A 16644-nucleotide genomic window follows, 5' to 3' on the forward strand; every position below is an offset into this window, starting at 1 on the left:
ATTGCATCGTCCATCGCACAACCCGCTATCCTTTGCCTAGCGAAGATCGGGGAAAATGGATATGAATCTTAGGGCGTTACAGTGCTTCGTGATTCTGGCAGAGGAACTCAATTTCAGCCGCGCCGCCGAGCGCCTGCATATCGCGCAGCCTGCACTCAGCCAGCAGATCCGCTCGCTCGAAGAGCGGCTCGGCACGCAGTTGGTCGATCGGGCAAGACGCCCGCTGAGTCTGACCGAGGCCGGCCACTATCTCTGCACGGAGGCGCGTCAGATACTGGGTTCGTTGGAACAGGCGGCCCTTGCGGCGCAGGAGATCGGCGTCGGCCGGCGCGGCTGGCTCAGCGTCGGCTTCACGCGCTCGGCGATGTACAGCATCCTGCCGCCCGCACTCAAGGCGTTTCACAACGCATTCCCCCAGGTCGAACTCAAGCTCTTCGAGTTGCTCACCGAGGAACAAACCGATGCGTTGCGCGACATGCGCATTCACATCGGCATCGGGCGGCAGCCGCTGGCGATCGATGGCTGCACATCCTATCCGCTGCTGCGCGAGCGCGTCATGGTCGCGCTCGAACCGGGCCATCCGCTTGCAGCGCACAAAACCGTGCGGATTGCCGATCTCGCCGATACGCCATTGATTCTGTATCCGAAGCATCAGAACGCCCAGTTCAAACGCTCGGTGCAAACGCTCTATCGCGATGCGGGCGTGACCCCGGTTGTCGCCCACCAGGCCTATGAAATTCAGACCGCGATCGCGCTCGTGGCGGCGGGCCTGGGCGTCACGTTCATCGGCGAATCGGTGGCACGGCACGGACGCGCCGACGTCGTGTTCCGCCATCTCGCCGGTCCCGGTTCGTCGTACCGATCGACGCTCGCGGCCACCTTTCGCACCGACGATGCTTCGCCTCATCTGCGTGCGTTCCTCAGCTGCCTCCCCGCTCCGCTGACTGACGCCACACTATAAGTAAAAACCTATACAAGAATAAGGAAGCGGTCTTGGACTCTCCGTCCTGGCGTTCTTATCATTGGTCTCATGCTTCAGCCCACCGCCCTTTCATGATCGCATCAGCGCGTGCAAGCGCAAGCGGTGACACCTGAAGTCCGGCCGTCAAACGCGCGGCCAACGAGACACTGCCGGCGTTCGATCCGGCAGGCCGACCATAAGAGAACGCAGCCACGGCTCCGGCCGTCGCAGCAAGGTAGGAGACAACATGAACTCATTCAACGAAGCCGCGACCATGCGCAAAGTGTACGGGCGATTAATGCCCCTGCTCTTCGCGATGATGTTCTTCAACTATCTGGACCGGATCAATATCGGATTCGCCGCGCTGGACATGAACAAGCAGCTGGGTTTCAGTCCAGCTGTGTTCGGTTTCGCGGGCAGTATCTTCTTCTTTGGCTACATGTTGCTGGAAGTGCCGGGCAACCTGTTGCTGCATCGGGTCGGCGCGCGCCGCTGGATCGCGCGCATTCTGCTGACGTGGGGCGCGGTCGCGGCAGCCACCGCCTTCGTCTTCAACGATTCGAGCTTCTATGTCTTGCGCTTTCTGCTGGGCGTGATGGAAGCGGGCTTCTTGCCGGGCGTGGCAGTCTATCTGACCAAATGGTTTCCGGAGCGTTACCGGGCTCGCGCGGTGGGCGGCTACATCATTGCGGGTTCGTTTTCGGCGGTGCTGGGCGGTCCGATCTCGACGACGTTGATGACCTACGCGAACGGCGTTCTCGGTTTGCAGGGATGGCAATGGATGTTCATCCTCGAAGGCGTCCCGGCGATGGCGCTCGGTCTCTTGACGCTGCGCATCATGACCGAACGTCCGGCCGATGCCACCTGGCTCTCCGACGACGAAAAGCGCTGGCTCGAATCGACGCTCACCGCCGAACGCGAAGCCGTCGGCGGCAACACCCATTTTCCGCTGCTGCGCGTGGCGAGCGACATCCGCGTGTGGAGCCTCGCGTGTCTGTTCGGCTGCGCGCTGGTCGGCATCTATGGTCTGTTCCTGTGGCTGCCGCAGATCGTCAAGAGTTTCGGCCATCTGAGCAATATCGAGGTCGGCTTTCTGTCCGCCGCGCCGCCGCTACTCGGCGTGTTGGGCACCTTCCTGATCAGCCGCAGTTCCGACCGCACCGGCGACCGCAAGAAGCACCTCGCCTTCGTGTACGGCATGAGCGCCCTGGCGATTGCCGGCAGTGCGTACGCGCCGAACCCCGTGATCGCCTACGCGTTGCTGTGTCTGACCGGTTTGTTCATCTACGCGGGCAACCCGCTGTTCTGGAGCCTCGCGTCGTCGTTCCGAACGGGGGCCGCGGGCGCCGCGACGATCGCGCTGATCAACACCATCGCGCAGTTCGGCGGTCTGGTCGGCCCTTGGAGCATCGGGCTGGTGCGCAATGCGACCGGCAGCTTCAAGCTCGCTTTGCTGACGATCGCAGCGTTTCTGGTGGTCGCAACCATCATCGCACTCGTGATGCGCGTCACGCCGGCCGAAGACGAAGCCCGCTCGCTCGCGACCGGCGACGCGGCCCCGCGCGCCTGACCTGTGACCGACGAAGCAGCGAATGCACATCGCGGACAGATAAGCACGCACGCAAGTACAGGTAAGCACTCTCAAGGACACCCAAGGGGTTTCACACCATGATCATCGATTGCCACGGTCACTACACCACCTCGCCGCCGCAGCACGAGGCCTGGCGCGCGCAGCAGATCGCCGCGCTCAAAAACGGCGGCTCGCCGCCAGCGCGCCCCGTCATTACCGACGACGAAATTCGCGAGAGCATCGAAACCGGCCAGATTCGCATCCAGCGTGAACGCGGTACCGACCTCACGATTTTTTCGCCGCGCGCCGCCGGCATGGGGCACCACCTCGCCACGGCCGAAGCCAACGCGGTCTGGTCGAGCGAATCCAACGACCTCATCCATCGCGTGGTTTCGCTGTTTCCGCGCAACTTCGTCGGCGTGTGCCAGTTGCCGCAGGCGCCGGGCGTGGCCCCGGCCAATTGCATCGCCGAATTGCGGCGGTGCGTGGAAGAGCTGGGGTTCATCGGCTGCAATCTGAATCCGGATCCGTCCGGCGGCCACTGGTCGGGGCTGCCGCTCACAGACCGCTCGTGGTATCCGCTCTATGAAGCGATGGTGGAACTCGACGTGCCGGCAATGATTCACGTGTCCTCGTCGTGCAACCCGAATTTTCATGCGACGGGCGCGCACTACATCAACGGCGACACCTCCGCGTTCATGCAGTTGCTGCAGGGCGATCTGTTCGCCGACTTCCCGACGTTGCGCTTCATCATTCCGCACGGCGGTGGCGCGGTGCCCTATCACTGGGGACGCTACCGCGGGCTCGCGCAGGACATGAAGCGGCCGCTGCTCAGCGAGTACCTGATGAAGAACGTGTTCTTCGATACCTGCGTGTATCACCAGCCCGGCGCCGAACTGCTCGCCAAAGTTATTCCGGTCGAGAACATCCTGTTCGCGTCGGAAACCATCGGTGCGGTTCAGGGTATCGATCCGGAAACCGGTCATTACTACGACGACACGCGGCGCTACATCGATGCGATCGAATGGCTCAGCGCCGCGGACCGTCAGCGTATCTACGAAGACAACGCCCGCGCGGTGTACCCGCGGCTGTCATATCAACTTGAGCAGCAATTCGGCACGCAAGGAGCAACGGTATGAATCCCGCAACGAACCCCATCGGCTGGCGCGAACACGAATCCGCGCCGCAGGCAAACCCGGCAACGCTCGATGTATTGCGTGAACTGGCAGTTTCACTGCTCAGCGACAACATGGCGCGCGCAAGCGGCATGGTCGGCTTGCGGCCGTATCATCAGCCCAAACCAATGGCCGGGACCGCGGTCACGGTCCATACCCGCCCCGGCGACAACCTCGCGATCCATCGCGCGTTCGACTTTTGCCGGCCGGGCGATGTGCTCGTGATCGACGGCGCGGGTGAACTCACGCAAGCGCTGATGGGCGAGATCATGGCCAGTTTCGCGGAGAGCCTGGGTGTGCAGGGCCTCGTGATCGACGGTGCGATCCGCGATGTCGGCGCACTACGGCAGCGCGATTTCCCGGTGTATGCGCGTGGCGTGACGCATCGCGGGCCGTACAAGAACGGGCCTGGTGAGATCAATGTGCCGGTCACGGTGGGCGGGATGGTGGTTCATCCCGGCGATATCATCGTTGGCGATGAAGACGGTTTGCTCGCGATCTCGCCCGCTGACGTGGAAGCGGTGATCGAAGGCGCACGGCGGCAGCATGCGAAAGAAACGGCGGCGTTGAAGTCGATCGCGAATGGGTGTTTCGACCGTTCGTGGGTCGTCCCTCATCGCGACCGGATGATGAACACCTGACTTCACGCGCGGCGCCGGAGCGTGCATGATGTTGCCGGTCCGCCGCGTAGCATGAGTCGCGGCGGCATCATCGTCTCAACCCTGCAGGAATCGTGTGCCTCATGGCGGAATATCTGAACGCTGCAACGCTCCTTGAACTCGCGCAACGTGCACAAGAGCGCGCTGCCGCGCCCTGCATGTGCACAAAAACACCGCTGGACGGCTGGCAATCGCAGCCGCTTTCTCTCGACGAAACGCAGTTCAAAGAGATCGGCACGCTTGCACCGGACGACGATCCGGAACCCACGTTCAAGGAATACCTGCCGGGCAAAACCAACTACTGGTCGGCCGACGCACCCATCGCGCCGCGTTACTTCCCGTACAACCGCTGTGCCGTCTGGCAGTGCGCGTTGTGCAGCCGTGTTTATCTGCGGTACACGGAAGGCGGTGGTTATTTCGTCGATCGCAGGATTCGCGCAGTCCAATCGGCGCTGATCGAGGACGTTCCGCTTCCTGAGTAAGCCTAGAGGCGCTTCTTCGCCTGTGACGCTTGAGCTTCGTTCTCGGGAGCGCCTGCGAGGTTCGAGGCGATTCCCTGTAGCAACGCGCGCCGCATCCCAGCAACGCGCGGACCTAATGCCCAGGCTTCAGCGCCGCATACGTCCCCGGCGTGATCCCGTACGCCCGCTTGAAAAGCCGGTTGAGATGGCTTTGATCGTAAAAGCCCACGGCCGCGGCGGCCGTTGCCGCGCTATGCCCCGCCGCGAGCATGCGTTTGGCCGCGAGTAGCCGCACCTGCGTCGCATAGGCGTGTGGCGGCAGTCCGAACGCTTTGCAGAAGGCACGCGTGAGGTAATAGCGGCTCAGTCCCACCAGTTCCGCCAGCTCGTCAACCGGAATATCGCGCGCATGGTTGGCGGCGATGTACTCACGCACTTGCGCCATCTTGCGGGCTTCGCGCGGGGCTTCGCCGAGTTCGTGCCTCGATTGCCCATATCTTCCGACCAGCATCCCCATCGCGGCCCACCAATTCGCCTGCCGCTCCATCAGCGAGACCGAGCCGCGTTCGTCGAGACTCGCATGCGCCTTGACCAGCAGACCGGCAAGATGTGCATCCTGATAGAGCCCCGGCGGGATCAGAAGCGGTTTGTCGGGACGCGAGTCGGGCGAAAACACCGCGCCCAACGCACCCAGACCCTCCATGTCGAGATAGATGGCGCGGTAGATCCACTCGCGCCCTTCCCACACCTCGCCGCTGTGATACTCGCCCGGTCCGAACACGAGTACGCTGCCAGGTCCGGCGATGTCGCTGCCGGTGCGCGTATGGCATTGTCCCGCACCGGTTTGCGTCATAACGATGACGGGTTCGTCGTGCAGATGCCGGTCGAATTTGTGCTCGCCGTAGCGGGCGCTCGCGAGACAGGCGCCGTCGAGCGCACCGTCTCGCCAGCACACCACTTCCGGCCCGCTTTTATCCGATGTGTCCATGGGTCGCTCTCCGTTCTCCGGGATACCTGTTAAACCAGCTCTATTCTCACCCGGCGATTGCGGCGCCCCTTGTTCTCTATCTTCACGATGCGGATCGGTCTCGATTGCGCCGTATTGGTCAGATGCGTGCCGCCGCAGGCCTGCCGGTCAAGGTCGCCGATTTCGACGATCCGCACCGTGCCGTCGGAGGTCGGCGGCGGCGCCACCGAGAGGCTGCGGATCAGGCCCTGGGTCGACTTCGCTTCCGTTTCGCTGACGTAGTAGGTCCGCACGTCCATGGCGCTGCGGATCACCTCGTTGGCAGGTTCCTCCAGCAGGCGCAGCGCGTCGTTATCCGCTTCGGGCAGATCGAAGTCCATGCGGGCGGTGCCGTCGGCATTGATCTGTGCACCGGTCACGAGCGCACCGGCGAAGCGCTGATAGACAAGGGCGTCGAGTATATGCGTGGCCGTGTGGAGCTGGGCGACGGCGGCGCGCCGGGCCGCGTCGACGGCCACGTGCACGTCGCCATTCAGTTCGAGCGGCTCATCGAGCAGATGCCATAGCATGCCGTCTTCCGACGCGACGCCGGTAATGCGGACGGCGCCGTGCGCGTGTGTCAGCGTCGCCGCGTCCGATACCTGACCTCCGCCGCCCGGGTGCAAGGCCGAGCGGTCCAGCACGACTGCGCCGGGCCGCGAGGCGATCACGCTCGTTTCGAACTCGAGTAAGTCCGGCTGCTCATGGCAAAGATAGTGCGGCACCTTGATGTCCTCGCATGGAATGACTGATGACGCCTAGCATACTCAGTCCCATGGGAAGTCGTCTTGGTTAAAAATGCCCTGTGCGATTGGGGCCGGACCGTGGCCGGCCTTCTTCGGAGCAGACGAATCGCTGTTGAGCGGTCCGCCGGAAGCCATCTAACGACCCACCGCCGAAACGTCGTCCAAAAAAACGACCTCCGATTGATATAATTTTTCCGGGCGCCCATGCCCGGGCTCGCTCACTCAGAGCGAGTACTTCGGCCGCCTTACATCAATCCGACTGGAAGATGCGATGTCCAAACAAATCGCTAACGCGAGTCGACCACCCACGCTTGCCGGGCTTTTCTTCATTTTCACCCGCATCGGCCTCACCAGCTTCGGCGGCGGCCTGAGCGGCTGGCTCCTGCGTGAATTCGTCCAGGATCGCGACTGGATCAGTGAAGAAGACTTTTTGAACGGCCTGGCCATTTCGCAGGCGCTGCCGGGCATCAACGTCAAAAACATGGCGATCTGGATCGGCCACCGTCTGCTCGGCTGGCGCGGCGCGCTGCTGGCGGTCGCCGGCATCATCATCCCGCCCGCCATCTTCATCATTATTCTCGGCACGCTTTTCAGTCACCTGCTGCAGTTCCCGCTCGCTCACATCCTGCTTGCGGGCGCGGCAGCAGCGGCCACCGGCCTGTCGTTGTCGATGGGCGTGACGACCGCGCGACGGGTGCCACGCAGACTCCTCCCGCTGCTCTTCCTCGCGGGCACCTTCGTTGCGGTCGGCATATTGCGTCTGCCGCTGGTGTGGGTCGTGATCGGCGCAGGAGGCCTGAGCGTGCTGTTCGAATACATCAAACTACGCAAAGCCTAGCCATGTCGAATCGCGTTCTTCTACAGCTAACGGCGGTTTTCGCGCCCCTGTCACTGGTGACGATAGGCGGTGGCCAGGCGATCATTGCCGATATCCAACGGCAGGTTGTCGACGTACATGGATGGATGACGCATGCCCAGTTCGGCGTCGACTTCGCCATCTCACGCATGGCGCCTGGCCCCGGTTCGCTGCTGGCCACCTTGATCGGCTGGCAAATTGCCGGGTTCTGGGGCGCAGTGGTGGCCACGCTGGCATTGCTCCTGCCGACTGGCATCCTGATCTACGGCGTGACCCACATCTGGACACGTTATCAAGGCGCGGCGTGGCAACTAGCGCTCGAGCGCGGTTTGCGCCCCGTCGCCTCCGGCATGATTCTCGCCGCGGGATGGGTTCTGCTGAAGTCGCTCGACGGTGGGCTGCCGGCCAAAGCGATTGCCCTTGTTTCAGTAGCGACGCTGCTCAGCACCCGAATCAACCCGCTGCTTCTATTGCTGTGCGGTGCCTTGCTGCTGCTCGGCATGTCTGAACTCAGCGCCAGCCTGCCGTCCATGCTCCAGGTGCACATGGCGAGCTAACGCTGGCTCATCACGGTGTCTGCAGCGTGCCGTCCTTCAGGCGCGTTTGCGTCCACGTCGTCACGCTGTTTTCGCACGGATATTTCGCGGCCTCGGTTTCGTCGATGTCGACGCCCAAGCCCGGTTTGTCATTGGCATAGACGTGTCCGTTCCTGAATTCCGGCAAACCCGGGAAGACATCCAGCAAGGCCTCTCTCGGCCCCTTAAGATCCTGGATCACGAAATTTGGCGGTTCAGTCCCCGACCATTCCTGCACGCCGAAATTACGCGCGGCGAGATCGATATGGATGTTCGCGGCATGCGCCAGCGGCGACATGTCGCCCGGACCGTGCCATGCGGTCCTGACCCCGAACTGCTCGGCAAATATCTGCAGCTTGCGTCCCGCCGTGATGCCACCGATCTGGCTCAGATGCACGCGGATGAAGTCGATCAGCCGCTCGGTAATCAGAAACCGCCATTCATACGGGTTGTTGAACAGCTCGCCCTGCGCCAACGGCGTGGTGGTTTTGGCGCGTAGCTGACGCATCCATTCGCCTTCCTCGAGCGCAATCGCATCTTCGAGAAAGAACAGCTCGTACGGTTCCAGTTCGCACGCGAAGCGGATCGCTTCCACTGGCTTCAGACGTTCGTGCACGTCATGGCACAACTCGACGTCGAAACCGATCGTGCTGCGAATGCCGTCGAACAGCTTGAGCGTCTCGCGCATATATTTTCTGCTGTCGAGATACACGCCATCAGCGGCGCCTTCGGGCGCGCTCGCGGGCGCGTTGCCGAAGCCACCTCCGCCATAGCCACCGCTTTGGCAACGAATATGCGTGATGCCCTGCTCGCGATACTTCTGAATGTTCTCGCACAGCTCGTTCAGATCGCGGCCGTCCGCATGGCGATAAATCGGCACGCCTTCGCGGCACTTGCCGCCGAACAGTTGATAGAGCGGCATGTTCGCCATCTTGCCCTTGATGTCCCACAGCGCCATATCCACACCGGATATCGCGTTGTTCTCGATCGGGCCATTGCGCCAGTACGCGTTCTGATGCATCAGCTGCCACAGTTCCTCGATCGCTTCGGCATCACGGCCGATCAGTAACGGGCGCAGATATTCCTCAATGAGACACTTCACCGCGACGTGCCGATAGGCGAACGTCGCGCATCCAAGACCGTACAAACCGGCCTGGTTCGTCTCCACCTTCACGACAATCAGGTTGATGCCTTCCGGCGCGGTCAGGATGACTTTTACATCGGTAATCAGGGTTGCCATGTTCTGTCTGCCAAAATCGAATCAATCAAATGAAGTCGGATTGCGCCCTTCTTCGTCAAAACGTGATGTCCAACGTGTCGGTAAGGCCGAACCGGTGTGAACAATTCCCCGTGCCTCACGTGCGATGCAACGACAGCGAAGCCTCACGTTTCGCGTGCTCGTCAGCATTCGCGGGTACGGTCATCATCAAGATCACCGAGAGCAGCAAACCCGTCGCCATAAAAATGTACGAAGCCGCCGGACTGCCGGTCGCGCCGTTCAGATAGCCCACCACCCAGGATCCCGCGAACGCACCCAAGGCGCCGCACGCGTTGATGAGGCCGATCGCGCCGCCCAGCACGTTGCTCGGGATCAGTTCCGGCACCAGTGCGAAGAACGGGCCATACGGCGCGTACATCGTTGCACCGGCAACGACTAGCAGCGCGAACGAAATCCAGAAGTGCGAGCCGCCGACCAGATAGGAAGCGACAAATGCAATGGTCCCAACGAGCAGCAACGGCCACACGAACAACTTGCGGTTGCGGGTCTTGTCCGAGAGCCACGACGCGAGCAGCATCAGAATGATCGCAGCGAGATACGGGACGGCGGCGAGCCAGCCGACCGAAACGATATCGATCGTCGACGCGCCCTTGAGAATCGACGGCAGCCACATGATGAAACCGTACACGCCGATGCTCCATAACGCGTGAATCCAGCAGAACTTGATCACGATCGACGAACGGAACGCCGCCTTGTAATTACGTACCGGCGCGATGTGGGCCTGCTCAGCGGTCAGGCGTGCCTGGAGTTCGGTCTTTTCGGCATCGCTCATCCAGGGCGCGTCGGCCGGCCGATCCTTCACGGTGAACCACCATACGATCGCCCATGCGAGCGCGGGGATGCCTTCGAGAATGAACATCTCGCGCCAGCCGAAGCTATGCACCAGATAACCGGACACCACCGACATCCACAACACTGTGACCGGATTGCCGAGAATCAGGAAGGTGTTGGCGCGCGAGCGTTCGCTGCGCGTGAACCAGCGGCTGATATACATCAGCATCGACGGCATCACGGCGGCCTCCACCACGCCGAGCACGAAGCGCAGCACCATCAGCATCGGAATATTGCTGACCATGCCGGTCGCCGCCGCGCATAGGCCCCACAGAATCAGGCTGAAAAAGATCAGCTTCTTGACGCTATTGCGCTGTGCGTAAATCGCACCGGGCACCTGAAACAGGCAGTAACCGAGAAAGAACAGCGAGCCGATCAGCGACGAGGTGCCGTGCGAGATGCCGAGGTCCCTGTCGATTCCGGCGGCAGCAGCAAAGCCGTAGTTCGCGCGATCGAGATAGGCGAGGCTATACGTGATGAAGATGATGGGCATCAGATACCACCATCTTTGAGTTGCTACGGGTTTGACGCTTTCCATGATGTCTCCGGATCTGTACGGCATACGAACTATCTGGCGCGAGTGGCTGTTTGTTTTGCTCTACTCGCGTTGACCTGCATTTAAAGAACCGCCAGCCAGCCGCCATCGACGTAGATGATCTGGCCGTTCACATAGCTCGACGCCGGCGAAGCCAGATACACCGCCGTGCCGACGAGTTCTTCCGGCCTGCCCCAGCGTTGCGAAGGATTGCTGCTCTTGACCCACGCGTCGAAAGCGGCGTTCTCGATCAGCGGCTTGTTCATGTCGGTCAGGATGTAGCCCGGCCCGATCGCGTTCGCCTGAATGTCCGAGGCCGCCCACTCGGCGCTCATGGCGCGGGTCAGCATCTTGATGCCGCCCTTCGCCGCCGTATAGGCGCCGACTGTCGCGCGCCCGGCTTCGCTCGTGAGCGAGCCAATGTTGATGATCTTGCCGCCCGTGCCGCGCGCGATCATGCGACGCGCGGCCTGTTTCGCGACGATGAAGGCGCTCGTCAGATTGGTGTCGATCACGCGCTGCCAGTCGCTCAGTTCGAGTTCGACGAGCGGTTTGCGAAACTGGATGCCGGCGTTGTTGATCACGATATCGACTTGCACGCCGTCCTTGTCCCACTGCGCGAACGCTTCGGCTACGGCGGCTTCGTCGGTGACGTCGAAGGCGCGGCCTTGCGCATTGAAACCCTTCTCGCTCAGACGGGCGGCCGCTTCGGCGACCGTGTCGGCGCGCGTGCCGTTCAGGATGACGTTCGCACCGGCGGCGGCCAGTCCTTCGGCAAGCGCGAAACCGATGCCGCGCGCCGAGCCGGTAACGAGCGCCGTGCGGCCGCTCAGATCGAATAGCTGTGTCATGCGTGTGTCCTCTCGATGTTCAAAAACGAGGCGCGAGTGCACCCCTCGCGATCGTCACGACGGTCGCGATGAAATGGGTTACGGAGTTCGCTAAGCGGGTTGGTCGTTAGCGGTTCGGTCTAGCGCGGCACGGTCTTCGAAGTCCTGCTCGGCCCGCCTGATGAGCGTGAGGACTGCCTCCTCTGCCCCCTCGGGGTCACCCTTCTCGATCGCGACGCACAGTGCCTCATGCATCGGTAGCGAACGGGCCGGACCGCCGGCGATTTCGGAGCTGAGTTCGAAACTGGTGCGCAGAATCGCCGACAGCGCGTTCTGCATCTGCTGGACAAACTGGTTATGGCAGGCGGTGAGGATGGCGCCGTGAAATGCGAGGTCGGCGGGAACATACTCGCCGTGGCCGGCGACCGCGCGCTCCATTGCCTTGAAAGCGCGCCGGACCGCGATGCGGTCTTCGTCAGTTGCGCGCTTCGCGGCAAGCCGGGCTGCGTTCGGCTCGATGATCAGGCGCAGCTCCATCAGGTCTTCGATGAGACCGGGCTCGACGGCGCCCGCACGCGCGCGCCACATGATCACGTCCGGGTCGAACAACTGCCATTGCGCGCGCGGCAGCACGACCGTGCCATAGCGGCGGCGCACCTGCAGCATGCCCTTGGCGGAGAGCGACTTCATCGTCTCGCGGATGGTGATGCGGCTCACCTGCATCTGCTCGGCAAGCACCGGCTCGGCGGGAAGAATGTCGCCGGGCATGAATTTGCCTGAACAAATCTGTTCGCCCATCTGATTCAGGACCTGCCTGTGCAAAGTAGCCACGATTTGCTCTCTATGTCATACGTATGATGTAGAAAGATAGGCGTGAAGCGGCCTCATGGCAATTCGGGTTGACCCGGGGTGTCGGTCGAAAGGGGGTTGCCGGGGATGGAAGGGGCTGTGGCACGAAGCAACGCGCCGCGCGTTTGCGCGCATCCGCAAGCGCGGCGCCCGATGCAGTGATGAAGCCGCGACCGCATCGGCGAGAAAATTGAATAGCGGCTCCAGCGCATTGCCCGTGCCGTTGCACGCGCCGTAGACGCTCACCTGGCCGGCCGTCCGACCATTCGCCGCATTAATACAAAGGATTAGAAAACAGACTTTTACTTATTGTTTTTGGCTTCCGATAAAGGCACCAGGCCATGCGCGCAATGGCTGCGTTCATCCACTGAAACCGCCATGCCTCAAGGAGAAACCCATGACGTCCTATCGCCCAGCGGACACGCCACCGCCGTCCTCACCGTCACCAGACGGCTCATCCGGCAATATGAAAAAGATCGCGGTGGCGAGTGTGATCGGCACGACCGTCGAATGGTATGACCTGTTCGTCTTCGCCACTGCCTCCGCACTCGTCTTCAACAAGGTGTTCTTTCCCGGCTTTGTCCCATTGGTCGGCACCTTGCTGGCGTTCGGCACGTTTGCCTCCGCCTACCTCGCACGCATTGTCGGCGCCGCCCTGTTCGGCCATTTCGGCGACCGCCTCGGACGCAAGGCGATGCTGCTGGTCTCGCTCATCATCATGGGCATCGCGACGTTCTCGATCGGCCTGCTGCCGAACTACGCGTCGATCGGCATCTGGGCGCCGATTCTGCTGCTCGCCTTGCGCGTCATTCAGGGACTCGCGCTCGGCGGCGAGTGGGGCGGCGCCGTGCTGATGGCGGTGGAACACGCACCCGCCGACAAGCGGGGACTGTATGGTTCGTGGGTGCAGATCGGAGTGCCCGCCGGTACCCTGATCGCCAATCTGGCGTTTCTGGTCAGCAACGCCATGCTTTCAAACGAAGCACTGCTCTCCTGGGGCTGGCGCATTCCGTTCCTTGCGAGCGCATTGCTCGTAGGGGTCGGGCTGTACATCCGTCTGAACACATCGGAGACACCGTCGTTTCGCAAGATCAAGGAAGCCGACGCCCAGGTCAAGTTGCCGATCGCCGAGGTACTCACCCGATACTGGAAGCAGGTTCTGCTCGGCGGCATCGCGACCATGTCGACGGGCACCTCGTTCAACCTGATCGTCGCGTTCGGGCTCACCTATGGGACGCAGACGCTGGGCTTTTCGCGTAACGCAATGCTTTCCATCGCACTGATCGCCTGCGCGCTCTGCATCGTGTTGCTGCCGGCCTTCGGCAAGCTATCCGATATCGTGGGCCGCAAGCCGGTGATCATCGGCGGCATCGTAGCCGAGGCCCTGCTCGCTTTTCCGCTGTTCTGGCTGCTGGATACGCGTGAGTTTCCGTTTGCGCTGCTCGGCTATCTGCTGATGATGACCGCCTTCGCCGCGAACTATGGCCCCATCGCGACCTTCCTCGCGGAGTTGTTCGGCACCGAGGTGCGTTACTCCGGCCTGTCGGTGAGCTATATGTTGTCCGGGCTGCTCGGCAGCGCCGCCACGCCGATTGTCACCACCGCGTTGTTGTCGGCTACCGGCCGCGGTTCGTCGGTGGCGTGGTACATGATGGGCTCGGCTGCTGTTTCGGTACTCGCGCTCGTGCTGCTCGCCGAGACGCTTCGCCGCGATATCTCGTCTGCGGCGCGCGCCAATGCCGCCACGCCGAGCCTTTCGTGACGGCCTGATATGGGAACGGAAAAGATCTCTCTTATGCCAGCCACACCAGACTCATCCTTACCGCGCAGCCTCGAGGCCGTCAGCTTCCCGACACTCGGGCATTTTCTGGAAAACGGCTTCGCGGACCATCGCCTTCGCGCGATGGTCCCCAACGTGAAGGTGATCGGGCGCGCGGTGACGCTCAAGTTGCTGTCGCCGGACGCCATTCCGGTGAACCGCGCCCTGTCGCAACTCAAAGCCGGCGACGTGCTGGTGATCGACATGAGCGACGACCACTCGCATGCGCCGGTCGGAGCGGTCACGGCATGCGCCGCGCTCAACGCCGGCGCGAGGGGTGTCATAGTTGACGGCGTGGTGACCGATCTCATCGACTTACGCAGCACGGGGCTGCCGGTGTTCGCGCGCGGAACGTCTTTGCTGACGACCAAAAAACGCGACACGGCGTCGAGTCTGTTCAACGAGCCAGTGGTATGCGGCGGGGTCGTGGTGCGCCCAGGCGACATCGTGCTGGCCGACGACAACGGTGTGCTGTTCGCCGAAGCGCCGGCCCTTGCCGCCGTGATCGATCTGGCGCTGGCGTCCGACCGCGCGGAACCCGCCATCCTGGATCGGCTTAACGCCAAGGAGCCGCTTCACGAGGTCCTGCAATGCTTCATGCCGCCAAATATTCACGCCGCTAATGATCAGCATTAGAACATTGAAATTGACGGATACTGACACGCTAACGAACACTAAGCGCACTACAGCACGTGAGAACCTGGGAGACTTCTGAAATGCAATCCACGCCAACACCCGATCGCATGAGCGACAAACCGGCGCCGCTGGGCGCCGAACAGCAGGTACGAGAGGAACTGGCGGCGCTCTACCGGCTCGCCGCTCACTTCCGCATGACCGACATGATCGACACGCACATCACGGCGCGCTTGCCCAGCTCGCCGGGCGAGCCGCCGGCATTTCTGATCAACCGCTATGGCGTGCTGTTTCACGAGATGCGCGCATCGGACCTCGTGAAGATCGATCATCTCGGCAACGTCATCGACGAGAGGGCGCACAGCGAGCCGGCGCTGTTCCGTGTGAACGCCGCCGGATTCACGATTCATTCGGCCATCCACGCGGCACGCGACGATCTGCATTTCGTGATCCATACGCATACCGCCGCGGGAACGGCCGTATCGGCCCAGGAGCAGGGGCTGCTGCCGATCAGTCAGCATGCGCTGAAGTTCTACGGCAATCTCGCCTATCACGATTACGAAGGCATCGCGCTTGAACTCGGCGAGCGCGAGCGTCTGGTGCGCGACCTCGGTTCCTGCAAGGCGATGATCCTGCGCAATCATGGCTTGCTTGCAGCAGGCGCCACGGCAGCCGAAGCGTTCCACGAGATCTATTTCCTCGAGCGGGCCTGTCAGGCGCAAATCCAGGCGCTGGCCGGCGGCAGCGCGCTGCGCATCCCGCCGCGAGAAGTGTGCGAATTGACCGCGAGCCAGTTTGCTCGCGACGACTCCGCGGGAATTTCGGAGTTGGCGTGGCGCGCAGCGTTACGGTTGATCGACGACCCGCAATCCGACTACCGCAACTAGGCCCGCTGTCCGATTCAATGCAATGACCAAATTAGTTCTGATGAGCCGTGACTACGACATGTCACACCTCGTGCAGCCGATTCTGCGCGCCGCCCCCGACCTCGATGTCGTGATGCACGGCGAGCACTCCGCTGGCGATGCTGAAATTGCCGTGTGCTGGAATCCACCGTCCGGCGCGCTGGCGGCGCTGCCGAAACTGCGGCTCGTGCACAGCATCGCCGCGGGCGTCGACAACATTCTGTCCGACCCTGCCCTACCCGCCGTGCCGCTGTGCCGGGTCGTCGATCCGCAACACGCACGCGGAATGAGCGAATTCGTCACGTGGGGGGTGCTGCACTTTCATCGTCAACTCGACCGCGTGCTCGCCAATCAGCGTCTCGACCGCTGGTTCCGCCACAATCAACGTGATGCTTCCGAATGCGCCGTCGGCATCATGGGACTGGGAGAAATCGGCAGCCGCGTCGCGACGGATTTGCAGCGCTTCGGTTTCGCGGTGCACGGCTGGGCGCGTAAGCCCCGGGAACTGCCGGGCGTGACGACCTTCGCCGGTCCGCAGGAATTCAAGCCATTCCTCCAGGCGACGGACATCCTCGTTTGTCTCTTGCCGCTCACGCACGAAACTCGCTGGATTCTCAACGCCAACACCTTCGAACACTTGCGGCCGGGCGCGAAACTGATCCACGTCGGCCGCGGCGAGCATCTGGTGCCCGCGGACCTGATCGCGGCGCTTACGAGCGGGCAGATCGGCGGCGCGATCGTCGACGTGTTTCCGACGGAACCGTTACCGCCCGAAGATCATTTATGGCGGGCACCGAATCTGATCGTGACGCCTCACATGGCGTCGGTCGCAAGCTCGGAGACGATCGGCACGCAAGTGGCGCACAACGCGCGCAGGCTGATCCGCGGCGAAGCGCTGCAGAACGTGGTCGATGTCACGCGCGGCTATTAGGCGAGGCTATCGAGCACGGCTAT

Annotated in this window: 17 protein-coding genes; 11 read left to right on the forward strand and 6 right to left on the reverse strand. The window is 62.4% G+C overall.

Features of this window, described 5'->3' with window-relative positions; genetic code table 11:
• Window positions 1–61: 61 nt before the first annotated feature.
• From HHL24_RS06890 to HHL24_RS06910, 5 genes are all read left to right on the forward strand, one after another.
• The gene (locus HHL24_RS06890; RefSeq protein WP_169484923.1) at window positions 62–961 is read left to right on the forward strand and encodes a LysR family transcriptional regulator; all 900 of its coding nucleotides are present in this window, start codon (window positions 62–64) and stop codon (window positions 959–961) included.
• Between the two features lie 247 nt (window positions 962–1208).
• Window positions 1209–2531 carry an MFS transporter gene (locus HHL24_RS06895; RefSeq protein ID WP_169484756.1) on the forward strand — a complete coding sequence of 441 codons (1323 nt, stop codon included), beginning with the start codon at window positions 1209–1211 and terminating at the stop codon, window positions 2529–2531.
• Between the two features lie 98 nt (window positions 2532–2629).
• The gene (locus HHL24_RS06900) at window positions 2630–3670 is read left to right on the forward strand and encodes an amidohydrolase family protein (protein ID WP_169484757.1); all 1041 of its coding nucleotides are present in this window, start codon (window positions 2630–2632) and stop codon (window positions 3668–3670) included.
• Window positions 3667–4347, forward strand: a complete 681-nt coding sequence (locus tag HHL24_RS06905; RefSeq protein ID WP_169484758.1) for an RraA family protein — start codon at window positions 3667–3669, stop codon at window positions 4345–4347. The genes HHL24_RS06900 and HHL24_RS06905 overlap by 4 nt, the downstream gene beginning before the upstream one ends.
• A gap of 101 nt (window positions 4348–4448) precedes the next feature.
• Window positions 4449–4847 carry a hypothetical protein gene (locus HHL24_RS06910; protein ID WP_169484759.1) on the forward strand — a complete coding sequence of 133 codons (399 nt, stop codon included), beginning with the start codon at window positions 4449–4451 and terminating at the stop codon, window positions 4845–4847.
• Between the two features lie 112 nt (window positions 4848–4959).
• On the opposite strand, the gene HHL24_RS06915 is transcribed toward HHL24_RS06910, so the two are convergent.
• Window positions 4960–5814 (reverse strand): AraC family transcriptional regulator, encoded by an 855-nt coding sequence (locus HHL24_RS06915; protein ID WP_169484760.1) that lies wholly within the window; start codon window positions 5812–5814, stop codon window positions 4960–4962.
• Between the two features lie 29 nt (window positions 5815–5843).
• Window positions 5844–6557, reverse strand: a complete 714-nt coding sequence (locus tag HHL24_RS06920; RefSeq protein WP_169484761.1) for an alanyl-tRNA editing protein — start codon at window positions 6555–6557, stop codon at window positions 5844–5846.
• Window positions 6558–6849: 292 nt separating this feature from the next.
• On the opposite strand from HHL24_RS06920, the gene HHL24_RS06925 reads away from it, so the two are divergent.
• Window positions 6850–7416 carry a chromate transporter gene (locus tag HHL24_RS06925; protein WP_169484762.1) on the forward strand — a complete coding sequence of 189 codons (567 nt, stop codon included), beginning with the start codon at window positions 6850–6852 and terminating at the stop codon, window positions 7414–7416.
• A gap of 2 nt (window positions 7417–7418) precedes the next feature.
• Window positions 7419–7991: a chromate transporter gene (locus HHL24_RS06930; protein WP_169484763.1), complete on the forward strand. Its 573-nt coding sequence runs from the start codon at window positions 7419–7421 to the stop codon at window positions 7989–7991.
• Window positions 7992–8001: 10 nt separating this feature from the next.
• On the opposite strand, the gene HHL24_RS06935 is transcribed toward HHL24_RS06930, so the two are convergent.
• From HHL24_RS06935 to HHL24_RS06950, 4 genes are all read right to left on the reverse strand, one after another.
• Window positions 8002–9249 (reverse strand): enolase C-terminal domain-like protein, encoded by a 1248-nt coding sequence (locus tag HHL24_RS06935; protein ID WP_169484764.1) that lies wholly within the window; start codon window positions 9247–9249, stop codon window positions 8002–8004.
• Window positions 9250–9364: 115 nt separating this feature from the next.
• Window positions 9365–10657, reverse strand: coding sequence for an MFS transporter (locus HHL24_RS06940; RefSeq protein ID WP_169484765.1), 1293 nt, complete (start codon window positions 10655–10657; stop codon window positions 9365–9367).
• An 80-nt stretch (window positions 10658–10737) separates the two neighbouring features.
• Window positions 10738–11505: an SDR family oxidoreductase gene (locus HHL24_RS06945; protein ID WP_169484766.1), complete on the reverse strand. Its 768-nt coding sequence runs from the start codon at window positions 11503–11505 to the stop codon at window positions 10738–10740.
• Window positions 11506–11595: 90 nt separating this feature from the next.
• Entirely contained in the window at window positions 11596–12315 is a 720-nt protein-coding gene (locus tag HHL24_RS06950) for a FadR/GntR family transcriptional regulator (RefSeq protein ID WP_169484767.1), read from the reverse strand.
• 415 nt (window positions 12316–12730) lie between these two features.
• Between HHL24_RS06950 and HHL24_RS06955 the strand changes: the two genes are divergently transcribed.
• The 4 genes from HHL24_RS06955 to HHL24_RS06970 all read left to right on the forward strand — a co-directional run bounded on the left by HHL24_RS06955 (window position 12731) and on the right by HHL24_RS06970 (window position 16621).
• Window positions 12731–14095: an MFS transporter gene (locus tag HHL24_RS06955; RefSeq protein ID WP_169484768.1), complete on the forward strand. Its 1365-nt coding sequence runs from the start codon at window positions 12731–12733 to the stop codon at window positions 14093–14095.
• Between the two features lie 33 nt (window positions 14096–14128).
• Window positions 14129–14788: an RraA family protein gene (locus HHL24_RS06960; RefSeq protein ID WP_169484769.1), complete on the forward strand. Its 660-nt coding sequence runs from the start codon at window positions 14129–14131 to the stop codon at window positions 14786–14788.
• Between the two features lie 107 nt (window positions 14789–14895).
• Window positions 14896–15672: a class II aldolase/adducin family protein gene (locus tag HHL24_RS06965; protein ID WP_169484924.1), complete on the forward strand. Its 777-nt coding sequence runs from the start codon at window positions 14896–14898 to the stop codon at window positions 15670–15672.
• 22 nt (window positions 15673–15694) lie between these two features.
• The gene (locus tag HHL24_RS06970; protein WP_169484770.1) at window positions 15695–16621 is read left to right on the forward strand and encodes a 2-hydroxyacid dehydrogenase; all 927 of its coding nucleotides are present in this window, start codon (window positions 15695–15697) and stop codon (window positions 16619–16621) included.
• Window positions 16622–16644: the final 23 nt, after the last annotated feature.

The sequence above is a fragment of the Paraburkholderia polaris genome (assembly GCF_012927345.1).
GTDB classification, from domain to species: Bacteria; Pseudomonadota; Gammaproteobacteria; order Burkholderiales; family Burkholderiaceae; genus Paraburkholderia; species Paraburkholderia polaris.